A 13,438-nucleotide genomic window follows, 5' to 3' on the forward strand; every position below is an offset into this window, starting at 1 on the left:
TTGCGCTTAGTGTATCTAAGCCGTGATTATATGTCAGCGATTGATTTTTTAAGGGTTATTCTTAAGTCTAGATCTACGTTGAACAACCTAGCAGTTCATTAAATCAACGGGTATACTTTACCTTTCAACTGAATTGGATAGTAGCAGCAAAGGAGCTTGCGTAGTCAGTGAATACTTTTCGAACACTTCACCGAAGTATATTGGTGCTGTTTGCGGTCGTGGTTTTAGCGATTGTTACCCTAGTACATTTTAGTATTTCTAAAATTGTAGCGGAGCAAAGCAGAGCGCAGCAACAGTCACTATCGCCAGCGGTGTCTCTTATTGTCGAGCAGTTATTAAAGCCACTTCATACGTCTGAAGCATTAGGGCATTCCACTGAATTAGTCACCCTAATGGAAGGTGATGAGGTTGACGAGGCCGCGATATTTAAAACCCTGAACCGACTTGAAAGAGAATTCGGTTTATCTTTTTTTATTGCCAGCGAAAACGCCAAACGCCAATTTAACTCCGATGGCACCACCATCGATTTAATTGAAGGCGAAGTCAGTTGGTATTTTAAGTACCGTGACGGGCCACAAGATGCAGTAGCAGATATTGGTAAATGGGAAGACACCCATTTTTACATCGACCTTAAAGTTTTTGATGAAGATGGCCGTTTTCTGGGCTTCTTTGGCGTAGGAAAAAGCTTACGCAGCTTCATTAATGTCTTCGATTCTTACAAAGAACAGTACGGCTACGACTTTCTTTTTGTAGATGAAAAGGGGGACATCATGCTGTCTTCCGATCCTTCTCTTGTCGCATCGTATTCTGATTTTACCAACCTTTCAGAACTGCCTTGGTATGCTAGCCTTCCAATCACGGTGCAAGACGAGCAAGCCCTTAATAACAAGTTAGTGACTATCGATCAAAAAGACTTTTTGATTGCCGAAGTTAAATTGAACCAGTTTGGATGGACGGTATTTTTACTAAGTCCTTTAGAAGATAGACAAACAGAAATATCGCAAGCCTTCATCTTCAGTGTAGTGACATTGTTAGTGGTTGTGTTCTCACTCTTTTTGCTTATTTATAACTTACTTTATTATTTCAGACGAGACATGCAGCCCGACTTAATTGTGCGTCATGCTAATCGTTTGCCCGACCGCACTAACTTAGAACTTATCTACCAATCGTTATTAAAAGAACAGCGTTCTATTAGCGTGATTTTAATCAGCGTAGACGACTTTGGCCATATTATTGATGCCCATGGCCGCAATGCGGGCGATGATGTGTTAGATAAGGTTGTGGCGTATCTTTCTGATCACTTACGTGAGCAAGATGTGCTGGGTCGCTGGAGCAGTGAAGAGTTTATTGTATTGCTGCCTCAAACAGGCCCGCATGAAGCCTTCGATACTGCACAAAACTTGCGTCATGGCATTGCCACATTAACGCCGTTAAGTGAGTCGCCGCAGCTTCAATTAACCGCCTCCCTGGGTGTATCTTTCACTGCTACCACTCGTAGCATGAATGAAGTTACTGCCCATGCAGAAGATGCGTTGTATCAGGCGAAAAGAGATGGTCACAATTTAGTGCGTATGCAGCTTATCGAATAGGTAAGCTGCTAAATTTTGGTTTGAAATTTAGCGTACAAGCTTCAATATATAACGCTTAGCATCACCACGTGTATTAGCTGTACTAAATTGTATTAAGCTGTATTTGGTATACTGAGGTGATGCTTACGCTCTTCTTAACTGGGCAAACAAATTGCCTATGCCGTTTTGGCTGCCCTGCTACGTTTTATTATGCCTATCACACCAGTGGTGAGTGCCACACCCGTTAATATCATTACCCCACCAATAATGGTTTGTAACGACAAGTGTTCTTGCAAAAATAATACCCCCCAAATAATGCCAAACAACGGCACCATGTAGGCCACCGAAATCGCTTTTGCTGGGCCCACATTGGCAATCAATTTGAAATATAGGATGTAAGCAATAGCGGTACCTAAAATGGCCAGCGCCACAGCATTTAGCCATGCATTAGCACTTGGCATCGTAGCTGGTAATGTACTTAACGCGAACGGCGCTAACATAATAGATGCCATCGCTTGGCTTCCTGTCGCCACCACTAAAGGCCGCACGCCTTGTAGCCATCGTTTCATCATGCTGGCCGCAATGCCGTAGCAGGTAGTAGCAAGTAAAGCAGTTAGAATAGGCACAAAGCTAATATCACCTTCCCCTAGCTTTTGCTGGCTGATAACCGTCACCCCTAAAAACCCGAGAGCTAAGCCTGCTATAGCAGTAGGAGTAAGTTTATCGCCCAGCCATAGCCACGCGACCAGCGCGCCAAACATTGGCGCAGTAGCGTTTAAAATAGCATTAACCCCAGCCTCTAAATGCAAACTACTGTAGTTGAACAACACGAAGGGCACGGCCGTATTCGCTAGCCCTACCAGAGCAATGGGAAACCAATGCTTGAAAATTTGGCTCACGCCACCGGTCATCATCAAAATAGGCAGTAACACACTGGTAGCCAGTACGGTACGAATGGCAACCAATACATAAATACCAAACTCAGGCGCCGCCACACGCATAAAGATAAATGAACCGCCCCAAATAGACGCTAACAATAACAGTGCAGCAATATCTCTTAAGCCCATAATACGCCTTGCGCTCCTTCTAATTTTAATAAGTATTGCTTGCGTTCAAGCCCACCTGCGTATCCCGTTAAGGTTTTATTGCTTCCAATAACTCGGTGACAGGGTACCACTATCGCTATAGGGTTGCGCCCGTTGGCCATGCCCACTGCACGAACCGCTTTAGGATTATTTAGCTTATTGGCAATATCTGCATAACTGGCGGTTTCACCATACGGTATATCACATAGTGCCTTCCATACCCCTTGCTGAAACGTAGTGCCTTTGGCATCAAAAGGTAAGTCGAACTGGGTGAGGCTACCATTAAAATAAGCCGCTAGCTGCGCTTTGGCCGCTTCAGTGAAATCATTACTGGTAGTGCCACCGTCAACGTTAACGCTATCTACAAAGGCAATCGCACTAATTCCTTTGCTAGTCGCCGCTATTTCAATAAGCCCTTGTGGTGACTCAAGATAGCTTTTGCATACTGTCATGACTTCTTCCTACTGATAGATTTATACCTAACAACACGTTAACCATTACTCAACTGCCACAGCTGTAGTGTTAAGTAACTTTGCCATGGCGCAGCCTTTTGCGGCAACACCGGATATTTCTCAGCCATTTTTCTTACAATAAGGTCGCCAGATAAGTACACATCAGGGTTACGTTCACCTCGCATCTTAAGGTAATCTAAGGTCCATTGACCAACCCCTTTGATTGACAATATTTCATCATGAGTAGGCTGGTTACCATTACAAAACAAAGCCGCAAAATCACGAAGTGCAAGCTTACGGGCGTTAGGCATACGCAAAAAAGTTAACTCACTATTGGCAACCGCTTCGGGTTCAGGAAAACAATAACGTTGGTTTTGCTCGACGGGTTCCTCAGTGCCTACCGCCCCTAAATGCTGTGCAAGCAGCCCAGCTTGGTTAATCGCGGCTTTCACACTGACTTGCTGCCCAACAATCGCTCTGCACCCACTTTCAAACACAGTCCATGTACCAGGAAGTCGCAACCCTTTAGTAAGAAGATTATCAGGCAAACCCGCTGCTAATAGCGATTTTTCTATTAACTCCGGGGCTGCATGTAAATCGAGCAGCTGCTTGATTTGTTCAACCGTTTTATACACGTAAGCCAAATTTGGCAAACGCATTTTTACATCGAAGCCATTTGCGCTCTCGTTAAAAGTCGCGCTAATAAACCCCAATTCACCCTTTACGCTGATATAACGGCAGTAGGTATCTTCAGACACCTTTTCTACGCCACGAATAGCGCGCAAAGCAAGAAATTCACGTACTTGCTGCCAGTGGTAAGGTGGCCTGAAGTGCAACCTAAGAGATATTTCAGGCAAAGCAGTATGGCGTTTGCTTCGTAATTCGGTAGGCGTTTTTTTGCAATAGGTTTGCACTGCTCGCTGAAGCTGCCTTGTAGAAGCATATCCGGCGCTAAACGCGATGTCAGTAAGCTTCATGGTAGATTGCTGTAGTAGCTGCTTAGCAAACAGCACCCTTTGTAAATCTTGATATTGTTTGGGCGACAACCCCGTATGCGACACCATGAGTTTATTTAAGTGACGCTCACTAATACCCAACCGGCTTGAAATGGTGGAGATAGACTGCACGGGTATATCACTTAATAGCGTTAGCGCTCTTGTTACCGTTGTGCCTACCCCTAACCACGCAAAAGAAGACGGTGCACTGTCGGGCCTGCATCGTAAACAGGGACGAAAGCCATCGCTCATGGCTTTAGCAGCGTGGTTATAGTAAGCCACGTTCTTTTCATCTGGCAATTTCGCAGGGCAAATTGGCCGACAGAAAATGCCCGTGGTTTTCACCGCCACAAAGAAGCGGCCATCAAAGCGGGCATCTCTACTTACCCTAGCTTTAGCGTAAGTTTCGCGGTGCTCATTGTCTACGTGCGCTGAATCTTTTATGTCAGTGTTCATACCATGGCTCGGATTGATGTGCGGGTTTAAACAGTCACTTCGCTATTAAGATTGAATTGTATCCTGTTCCCCTTGCAAGGGTGCGACAAAATCGGAACTGGCAGTAAAATATCAGTAGAGTTGATAATCGCCACTAGCGAACGCATAATGGCGTAAGAATAATAGTGCCCGCCACCTTTGGGGTGCGCCCTTACTGAGCCCAATTCATGTTGCAAACCACGCGCAATTTAGTAACGCGCCTGATTAGAATTAGCCTATTCTTTTTCACGCTTCTCGTGACACTTCCCGCTTTAAGCGCCGATTGGCTTTCTGATTATGCCAACTATGTGCAGCGCGAGGCCGCAAAATATAATGTGCCCGGCTATACCTTTGTTTATTACGAGCAAGGCAAGGCGCCACAAGTGTATGTTTATGGCAGAACGCATAAAGGTGGAAAGCGCATTACTGAAGACACGGTCTTTCGCCTAGCTTCGGTATCAAAAACTTTCACTGCACTACTCTCTGCCAAACTTGTTGAGCAACAACGTTTGCGTTGGGACACCCCCATTTCCACCCTATTGCCTGATATTCCTTTCAATGTGGACGGTATGGAAACATTGCAGCTTCAGCATATTGTGGGGCAATCTAGCGGTTTTATGCCTAATGCCTACGACAACTTAATTGAAGCTGATTATTCTCTGCAGCGGGTGTTAACCTCATTGAGTAAACTCGAGCCCTTGTGCGTGCCCGGCGAATGCTACACCTATCAAAATGCACTTTTTGGTGCGCTCGAATATTACCTTACCAACAACTATTCGTCTTATTCTCGGGAAGTACAAACTCAGCTCTTTACGCCACTGGGCATGAATACCGCTAGCGTAGGAAAAGGCGGATTGCTTGCTTCTGCGTCTTGGGCTCGCCCACACATTGCTATTGCCAGAGACAGGTGGCGTGAAGGTGCAGTTGAAAGTAACTACTACCGTTTTTCACCCGCTGCAGGTGTAAACGCAAGCATTACTGATATGACTATTTACTTGCAAGCATTGCTGGGCGAGTTCCCTACGGTGATCTCACCCGACATGATTAAGGAAGTCACCACACCACGGGTTAAAACCCAGCGCGAAACTAGGCGCAGAGGTTGGCGAAAAATGCTAAAAGACGCCCATTACGGACTAGGCTGGCGAGTTTATGATTTTGACGGCAAGCGCATTAACTACCATGGAGGCTGGGTAAAAGGGTATCGTGCTGATGTGGCGTTTGCGCCCGATTATAAAACCGGATATGTGATGCTGATGAATGCCGAATCGAATATGATCAATTCCACAACGGCTGAGTTTTGGAAGCGTTATTTTAAACACGCTGAGGCTAAAGAATAGGCTGACACTTAAAACCCGTTTTCTATTACGAATAGGAATTTTAAGCGCCACCTTGCGTGCTTTCTTACGTTAACCCGCCGAAATTAAGGCTTTAAGTAGGTATAACCGCTTAAGCAATTTTCGTAAAAATCGGTCCAGCGAACACCTTCTTTCGGATTAATTTTCCCACCTGACACTTGTCTGTCGATAAGACGTTTCACATCAGACGCCATAGCCCGCGGGTTGTATTGCATAATGTTGAGAACATCTTCAACTGAGGAGCCTTTCACCACTTCTTCAATGTAAAAATCTTCTGGATCGTCATCGTAGCTAAAGATGTGAACTTCGTTCAAGCGACCAAACAAGTTGTGCATGTCACCCATTACATCTTGATATGCGCCAGTTAAGAACAAGCCGATATAATAAGGCTCATCTTTCTTAAGCGGGTGCATCGGCAATACATCAGTAATTTCACGGCCTATCGAAAACTGATCAATTTTGCCGTCACTGTCACAGGTAATATCAACCAATGAGCAGTTCACCGTAGGCTTTTCGTTCATACGCGTAAGCGGCACTACGGGAAGCAGTTGGTCGATGGCCCATGTATCCGCAGCCGACTGAAATACCGAGAAGTTACACAAGTATTGCGAAGACAAGCTGTAATCTAACTCTTGCAGTTCTTCAGGTACGTATTCTTCTTTGCGATACCATACTTGCAAACGCGCCATGATATCCCAGTAAAGGGTTTCAATTTTCGCCAATTCTTCCAACGACAATACGCGTAATTTAAAGGCACCGAGAGCTTGTTCTTTATATTGCGACGCATCGTTATACACTTCGTGCATATTGGTTTGATTCTCGAAATCGTCTGACAACTCACGCATATTTTTCAAAAATACGTGTTCGTTCTCATTTTCAGACGTGTCGATTTGTGCCGCATTCGACTTAATTTCGCCTACTATCTCTGTTACTACACAACTGTGGTGTGCAGTGATAGCTCGGCCACTTTCACTCACTAAATTTGGATGCGGTACGCCTTCTAGGTCGCACATCTCTTTCATGCCGTAAACTACATCGGCCACATATTCTTGCATGCTGTAGTTACGAGAAGACTCGTTAGTAGAGTTACTACCATCGTAATCAATACCTAAGCCGCCACCTACATCAACATAATCTAGTGGGAAGCCCATCTTGTGCAAATCGGCATAAATACGCGCGCCTTCGGTCATAGCCTCTTTTACTGCACGAATATCGGTAAGCTGACTACCAATGTGGAAATGCAATAATTTAAGGCAATGAGACATACCTTGTTCTTCAAGATAACGGGCAGTTTTAATAATTTCGGTAATAGTAAGGCCAAACTTAGCGCGTTCGCCGCCAGAGCTTTCCCATTTACCACGGCCTTTCACCGTCATTTTAGCGCGCACGCCGATAATAGGGTCTATGTTCAGTTCTTTAGACACTTTTACTAACAGTAGTAATTCACTGTACTTTTCAACCACAACGACTATTTTGCGACCAAGCTTTCTACCTAATAATGCTAGGCGCATAAACTCGTCGTCTTTATAACCGTTAAGGATGGTCAAAGAATCTTCGTTGGTGTTCATGGCAAGTACGGTAAGTAGCTCGGCTTTTGAGCCCGCTTCTAAACCATAGTTAAAAGGTGCACCTGCCTCTACAATTTCTTCTACCACTTCACGCATCTGGTTTACTTTTACCGGATACACGCCTTGGTAAAGTCCTTTATACTCAGCTTCTTCAATAGAGCTGCGAAAGGCTTTGTTCAGACTAGCGACCTGAGAACGTAAGATGTCGTGAAAACGAACCACTACAGGGAATTGAACCCCTTCTTTTCGAATCTCTTCAACAACCGATTTAAAATCGATGCGAATACTGGGATCATCAGGAACTGGAGTCACATGCACGTTACCATTTTCACCAACTTGAAAATAGCCGCCACCCCATTGAGACACGCCATAGACGCGCTCTGCTTCTTCAATGCTCCAATCTGACAATGTAGTCACCTTTTAAAAACTATGCTGAACGCTGCTGTTCAGAAATTAATGCGAAATAGGGCGGTATTATAGACAACGTATAAAGTGGCGCTACGTAAAATATCGATTGTCTCGACTAATTTTGTTTATCGACAGATTTGCTCATCGAGATCGTGGCGTGTAGCCCACTCAATGATGTGCGCTTTTGCTTCATCGTCAAATATAGGGTCTATAGTTTTAAGGAACGCACCCGTGTTCTTGGTACGCTTTAATTTGAAATTTTGCTCATTAAAGAACTTAGCGGCGATATGTTCGGCATTTGTTGTCTCGTCCTCAAACCATACTTCGCTTCTTTGATTGCGCCTATCGAGTTGAATAGGGGCTTTCATTCGAGCAAAAGCCACAGAGTCTGGCACTTCCCATGTACGCATATCTACTATGATATCAAAGGCTCGACCTCTTCTAGCGTTGAGCGTATCGCCTAGTGCTGCTAGATATTGAATGTTAGTGCTCATATCCCACCGCCCGCGCAGTGTTACTAAAACAAGATCTTGAAACACTTCAATATGATAATACTGATTTGACATCTGACTAACTGCAATCCCTTTAAAAAACTAGACAAAAGTAGCATGTGCAATGGTAAAGGTGATTATTGTCGTTGTACAAGAAATGTCTTATCTTTTTCACAGAAAAAAATGGTGCAGACTGGCAGGTGAATTTAATAGGAAATAATAAAAATACAAAGAAACAAAAACTTAGGTATAAGAACTGTAACTGGGATAGAAACAGTGGCAGGCAATTTTATACCTGCCACTGATATTTTATACCTTAATCGTCACCAAACTCTCTCACGATACTGTTAATAGTTTCTTTAGCATCGCCCAATACCATACGGGTATTGTCTTTAAAGAAGAGCGGGTTATCTACCCCTGCAAAACCAGCATTGGCAGAGCGCTTAAGCACAAATACGGTTTTAGCGCGATACGCTTCAATAACCGGCATACCGTAAATTGGGCTACCTTTCATTTCTTTTGCGGCAGGGTTCACCACATCGTTAGCCCCAATAACAATCACCACGTCGTAATTTTCCATACGCGGGTTAACATCATCCATTTCATACAGTTGGTCGTATGGAACATCGGCTTCTGCTAACAGTACATTCATATGGCCCGGCATACGCCCTGCTACCGCGTGAATGGCATAGTCTACCGTGCATCCGTTCTCTTCCAATAGTGACTGCATTTCACGTACTGCGTGCTGCGCTTGCGCTACTGCCATTCCGTAACCCGGTACTACCAATACCGACTGTGCAGCTTCTAATACATAAAATGCATCTTGGGCAGACAGAATCTTAATTTCGCCTTCAATTTTTTCACCCGCTTCCACCGGCTTCGAAAACCCAGACAACAACACATTCATTAGTGAACGGTTCATCGCCTTACACATAATGTTAGTGAGAATAAGACCTGAAGCGCCTACCAGTAGGCCAGTAACAATCAAAATAGTGTTGCCGGTTGCCAAACCTGCCGCCGTAGCCGCTACCCCTGAATAACTATTCAACAAGGCAATAACCACTGGCATATCGGCGCCACCAATTGAGATGGTTGCCCACAGGCCGAAGCTTAGCGCCAGTGCAATCGCGCAGTACAGCCACAGCGTATTTTGAGGTTCAGTGGTAAATAAGTACCCTACCACCAGCATAGCAATTAGATGCAGTACGCTAAGCTCACGAAGACCAGTAAAAATCACGGCTTTAGATGACATTTTGCCTGACAACTTACCCCAAGCTACCACGGAGCCAGAGAAAGTTACGCCCCCCACTAAAATAGTGAAGAACAAGGTAATGTACGTAAACGCCGTAGCAGTTTGAAGTGCTACCATGCTCATGCCAGACAATGTAGCCCAACCCAGCAATAATGAAGCTGCACCACCAAATCCGTTAAACAACGAGACCATTTCTGGCATGGCTGTCATTTCCACCGATTTGGCTTTCCACGCCCCAAAGGCACCACCAATAACAACACCTAAAATAATCCATTGGTACGTGATTATTTGTTGGTCGAGCAAGGTCACTACAACGGCAATCAACATACCTACAGCAGAGACAAAGTTACCTCGTTTTGCTGTATCTGGATGGCTAAGCAATTTTAGCCCTAAAATAAATAACGCTGCGGCTACAACGTACGCAAGATTGATTATGGTTTCGATATCATTCACTTGCATACTCCTTATTTTTTATCTTTCTTTTTGAACATACTTAGCATGCGATCGGTTACCAAGTAACCCCCCACAACGTTAATGCTGGCAAGCGCTACCGCCGCCGTTCCTAATACCGTGGTCAACACATTGTTGTCGCCACCAGACGCGGCCAATGCGCCCACTAAGGTAATACCTGAAATAGCATTAGAGCCCGACATTAATGGCGTGTGTAAAGTTGCAGGTACTTTGCGAATTAACTCAAACCCAAGAAAACCAGCAAGCAGCACAATAAACAGTAAATAGATAATCTCCATGATTACGCTCCTTTGTAGGCGTTGGTTAACATGTCGTTGGTAATTGCGCCGTTATGAGCAATAACACAGCCACTTAAAATATCGTCTTCTAGATTTAAACCAAACGCGTTGGTTTCGGTGTCGTAGAATTCATCGACCAAGTTATAAATATTATTCGCGTACATATCAGTGGCTGCGCGGGCAACCGCTTGGCTCCAGTTACCTGTGCCTATCACTGTTACACCATGAACCTGCGCAACTTCACCGGCCACAGAACCTTCAACGTTACCGCCAGATTGGGCTGCCATATCGACCACCACGCTACCAGGCTTCATTAGTGCCAAAGTCTCTTTGCTAATTAGCACTGGCGGTTTGCGACCAAACAGCTGCGCCGTGGTAATAACAATGTCTGAATCAGCAATAGCATCACGCTGTGCGTCTTGCTGCTTCGCTTTTTGTTCATCGGTAAGCTCTTTGGCGTAGCCATCTTTAGTTTGACCCGTTTCGCCAATATCGATTTTAAGAAACTTACCGCCTAGAGATTCCACTTGCTCAGCAACAACGGGGCGCGTGTCGTAGGCGAGTACATTCGCCCCTAATCGTTTCGCCGTGGCAATAGCTTGCAAGCCAGCCACGCCAGCACCAATAATGAACACTTTGGCGGGTTTTATTGTGCCAGACGGTGTCATCATCATAGGTAATATAGAAGGTAAGTAGTTCGCGGCTTGCATTACCATGACATAACCGGCAAGGCTCGCTTGTGAGCTTAGCGCATCCATTTTTTGGGCACGAGATGAGCGGGGGATCATTTCAACTGAAATAGCCGTTAAGCCTTTGTTTGCTATTGACTCAACCAGCGGTTGCTCAAAGAAAGGGTCAAGATGGCCAACCACAATGGCCCCTTTTTTCATCACCGACAGTTGGGATTCAGCCGGTTTATTTACGCTTACAAGCATATCGGCTGTTGATAATGCACTATTCACATCATCAATAACAATTCCACCTACATCTACATATTCTTTATCGGCATATCCCGATAACAAACCTGCCCCACTTTCTATATGAAGCTGTGCCCCTTTTTTCACCAAACGTTGCACACTTGATGGGGTTACTGCACAGCGCTTCTCCACATTGGATAGTGGCATCGGTATTTTCGATTCGTTTAATACTATGATTTTCACACGCTTCTCCTCACGTCCAGGCTCCACGAGAATGACATCCTTTATAGATGAACAAGCCATTTTATTCACTTATGCTTAACATGCCTTTTGGAAATCAAATCTATTTTCATTCCGAAGTTGCGCTAAAACACCTTTGTCCTGAGTACTAAAAATTGCGTCTAAAGTTGACTATTGTTATTACTCAGCAAGAGAACTTACGATATATACTTATACTCAACTAGTATTATTTAGCTACGACTCATAACTAGAATTCATATAGAGTTGGCATAGGAAAAAACAATAAATCACAACTCGGCCATTAATTTCATGAATGAGTCAGTATTTACGAGGAAGTTGGCTGGATTTAGTTACAAATAATTAAGGCATGCAGCATGATCAGAGTACACTTCACTGATGTATAAAGATGAAAATTAACGAGAGTATGGCTATGTTCGGTATTTTTAATTCTAACCCATCTAAAAAAATGCGTAAGCAATACAATATTTTGTTGGAGAAAGCCATGCAGGCTCAACGCAACGGTGACATGAAAACCTACGCAAAATTAACCGAAGAATCGGAAACCTTGTGGGGTGAAATTGAAGCCTTAGAGAAGCAGCCACAATAAAAATGAGTAAAGTATAGCGCGCACTTTCATACCAGTTACAATAGCGGCATTAGTTTTCGGTATTGCAGCGCCAATGATGCAATGCCTGATTGTTGCGGAATTGCGTTATGTATAAAAGTTTTTTGGTTTGTTTAGCTATTGTGGCGGGGCTTACCGTATATCAGCCTACGGCAACGGCGATGGATGCCGGACAATACTACTATTTCATTTCCGACAAGTGCATTCCTAAAGGTCCGCAGACCCCAGAAGAGCGTGGCGCTGTTACCCCTGACGTATTGTTGTTTGAAGTACTACCTGCTGGTATTAGTGACTACATGATTAACATGAATACTTCAGCGCTGAGCAACTACAATGAAGAGGGAGAAGACTATCTAACCAGCTTAGAAGAAGAGCAGGTGTACACCGCAGGTCAGGTAACGGCAAATGCGAATTATACCCAACACGATTTTATGCTGCAGCGCGAAGCCATTGGGCTAAAAGCATTAATTAACGTTCTTAATGCGTTTTCTCAGCATCAAGCTGATAAAGGCTATTTTTATAAAAAGCTGCTCTCAATCACCGACCCCAACACTCGATTTAAAGCCGTAACCCGCGTGCGCCTTACCGACGTAGCTCAAGAAAATAAAATGCAATTAACGGAGTACGCTTCACGCTACTACGTATTAGATAACCAAGGTACAGCATCAAGTACCCCATTTATTGAAGTAGATCATAGCAAAGCGTTACGTCAAGATATTCACAGCACTACCAGCCCGTACCGTATTTATACTAAGCATGGCGTTTGTGGCGAACGTTGGGTGCCCTAGCTATATTGATAGTAGTTGCATTGATAGTAGCTACAATAGCACTAGTTTCGATGACACTAGTTTCGATATAGGGTTTTTATTAGATGGTAGCCAAAGCGGGTTTTAACTGGGCCATGCACCTTTAATACTTCTTTTTTAAATACAACATCGTCGAACGCTTTTACCATCTGGCCGCGACGAAACTCACCTAAATCGCCGCCTTTTTTGCCGGAAGGGCAAGTAGAGTGGCGCTTAGCCAAGGTACTAAAATCTTTCCCTTTTTTAAGCTGCTCTAATATCGCAAAAGCTTCTTTTTCAGTTTTAACCAGAATATGTAGTGCAGATGCCGATGCCATTAGCCCGCCTGTTTGTAGTGATTGAATTGACGCAAGTATACCCTATTAAGTAAAACCCGTTGACGAATCAAAAAGGAAATCTTTGCATAACTAACTAAAATGAACAAAGTAAGTTAAGTATTCAAAAAGAGTAAAA

The 13,438-nt window shown here is 44.2% G+C and carries 13 protein-coding genes; 4 read left to right on the forward strand and 9 right to left on the reverse strand.

Translation table 11 applies throughout. The features are described 5' to 3' along the window. Positions 1-167 precede the first annotated feature (167 nt). On the forward strand, positions 168-1,589 hold the full coding sequence (locus AMBT_RS20145; protein WP_013786510.1) for a sensor domain-containing diguanylate cyclase: 1,422 nt from the start codon (positions 168-170) through the stop codon (positions 1,587-1,589). A gap of 155 nt (positions 1,590-1,744) precedes the next feature. Here the strand turns inward: AMBT_RS20145 and AMBT_RS20150 are convergent, their stop codons facing one another. From AMBT_RS20150 to AMBT_RS20160, 3 genes are read right to left on the reverse strand one after another with little or no spacing between them, the layout of a single operon-like run. Next, a complete protein-coding gene (locus AMBT_RS20150) occupies positions 1,745-2,635 on the reverse strand; it encodes a DMT family transporter (RefSeq protein ID WP_013786511.1) in 891 nt (296 codons plus the stop codon). Beyond that, positions 2,626-3,105: a methylated-DNA--[protein]-cysteine S-methyltransferase gene (locus AMBT_RS20155; protein ID WP_013786512.1), complete on the reverse strand. Its 480-nt coding sequence runs from the start codon at positions 3,103-3,105 to the stop codon at positions 2,626-2,628. The genes AMBT_RS20150 and AMBT_RS20155 overlap by 10 nt, the downstream gene beginning before the upstream one ends. A gap of 38 nt (positions 3,106-3,143) precedes the next feature. After that, entirely contained in the window at positions 3,144-4,556 is a 1,413-nt protein-coding gene (locus AMBT_RS20160; RefSeq protein ID WP_013786513.1) for a DNA-3-methyladenine glycosylase 2 family protein, read from the reverse strand. A gap of 206 nt (positions 4,557-4,762) precedes the next feature. Between AMBT_RS20160 and AMBT_RS20165 the strand changes: the two genes are divergently transcribed. Continuing rightward, complete coding sequence (locus AMBT_RS20165) at positions 4,763-5,911, forward strand: serine hydrolase domain-containing protein (protein WP_013786514.1); 1,149 nt, start codon at positions 4,763-4,765, stop codon at positions 5,909-5,911. 83 nt (positions 5,912-5,994) lie between these two features. Here the strand turns inward: AMBT_RS20165 and speA are convergent, their stop codons facing one another. The 5 genes from speA to AMBT_RS20190 all read right to left on the reverse strand — a co-directional run bounded on the left by speA (position 5,995) and on the right by AMBT_RS20190 (position 11,557). Next, positions 5,995-7,905: a biosynthetic arginine decarboxylase gene (gene speA, locus AMBT_RS20170; protein WP_013786515.1), complete on the reverse strand. Its 1,911-nt coding sequence runs from the start codon at positions 7,903-7,905 to the stop codon at positions 5,995-5,997. 125 nt (positions 7,906-8,030) lie between these two features. Continuing rightward, entirely contained in the window at positions 8,031-8,471 is a 441-nt protein-coding gene (locus AMBT_RS20175) for a hypothetical protein (protein ID WP_013786516.1), read from the reverse strand. Positions 8,472-8,712: 241 nt separating this feature from the next. After that, positions 8,713-10,101, reverse strand: a complete 1,389-nt coding sequence (locus AMBT_RS20180; RefSeq protein WP_013786517.1) for an NAD(P)(+) transhydrogenase (Re/Si-specific) subunit beta — start codon at positions 10,099-10,101, stop codon at positions 8,713-8,715. Positions 10,102-10,112: 11 nt separating this feature from the next. Then, positions 10,113-10,397: an NAD(P) transhydrogenase subunit alpha part 2 gene (locus AMBT_RS20185; protein ID WP_013786518.1), complete on the reverse strand. Its 285-nt coding sequence runs from the start codon at positions 10,395-10,397 to the stop codon at positions 10,113-10,115. 2 nt (positions 10,398-10,399) lie between these two features. Further along, a complete protein-coding gene (locus tag AMBT_RS20190) occupies positions 10,400-11,557 on the reverse strand; it encodes an NAD(P) transhydrogenase subunit alpha (protein ID WP_013786519.1) in 1,158 nt (385 codons plus the stop codon). Between the two features lie 403 nt (positions 11,558-11,960). On the opposite strand from AMBT_RS20190, the gene AMBT_RS20195 reads away from it, so the two are divergent. After that, a complete protein-coding gene (locus AMBT_RS20195; protein WP_013786520.1) occupies positions 11,961-12,161 on the forward strand; it encodes a DUF6435 family protein in 201 nt (66 codons plus the stop codon). Positions 12,162-12,268: 107 nt separating this feature from the next. Further along, positions 12,269-12,967 (forward strand): hypothetical protein, encoded by a 699-nt coding sequence (locus tag AMBT_RS20200; protein ID WP_013786521.1) that lies wholly within the window; start codon positions 12,269-12,271, stop codon positions 12,965-12,967. A gap of 56 nt (positions 12,968-13,023) precedes the next feature. Here AMBT_RS20200 and ppiC read toward each other — a convergent pair whose 3' ends face one another. Beyond that, positions 13,024-13,302, reverse strand: a complete 279-nt coding sequence (gene ppiC / locus AMBT_RS20205) for a peptidylprolyl isomerase PpiC (RefSeq protein ID WP_013786522.1) — start codon at positions 13,300-13,302, stop codon at positions 13,024-13,026. Positions 13,303-13,438: the final 136 nt, after the last annotated feature.

The organism is Alteromonas naphthalenivorans (genome assembly GCF_000213655.1).
Classification (GTDB): Bacteria; Pseudomonadota; Gammaproteobacteria; order Enterobacterales; family Alteromonadaceae; genus Alteromonas; species Alteromonas naphthalenivorans.

Excerpts from the sequence above, each read along its gene's own strand:
- AMBT_RS20185 (WP_013786518.1), bottom strand. The coding sequence starts at position 10,397 with ATGGAGATTATCTATTTACTGTTTATTGTGCTGCTTGCTGGTTTTCTT.
- ppiC (WP_013786522.1), bottom strand. The coding sequence starts at position 13,302 with ATGGCATCGGCATCTGCACTACATATTCTGGTTAAAACTGAAAAAGAA.
- AMBT_RS20160 (WP_013786513.1), bottom strand. The coding sequence starts at position 4,556 with ATGAACACTGACATAAAAGATTCAGCGCACGTAGACAATGAGCACCGC.
- AMBT_RS20150 (WP_013786511.1), bottom strand. The coding sequence starts at position 2,635 with ATGGGCTTAAGAGATATTGCTGCACTGTTATTGTTAGCGTCTATTTGG.
- AMBT_RS20200 (WP_013786521.1), top strand. The coding sequence starts at position 12,269 with ATGTATAAAAGTTTTTTGGTTTGTTTAGCTATTGTGGCGGGGCTTACC.
- AMBT_RS20175 (WP_013786516.1), bottom strand. The coding sequence starts at position 8,471 with ATGTCAAATCAGTATTATCATATTGAAGTGTTTCAAGATCTTGTTTTA.
- AMBT_RS20165 (WP_013786514.1), top strand. The coding sequence starts at position 4,763 with ATGTTGCAAACCACGCGCAATTTAGTAACGCGCCTGATTAGAATTAGC.
- AMBT_RS20195 (WP_013786520.1), top strand. The coding sequence starts at position 11,961 with ATGAAAATTAACGAGAGTATGGCTATGTTCGGTATTTTTAATTCTAAC.
- AMBT_RS20155 (WP_013786512.1), bottom strand. The coding sequence starts at position 3,105 with ATGACAGTATGCAAAAGCTATCTTGAGTCACCACAAGGGCTTATTGAA.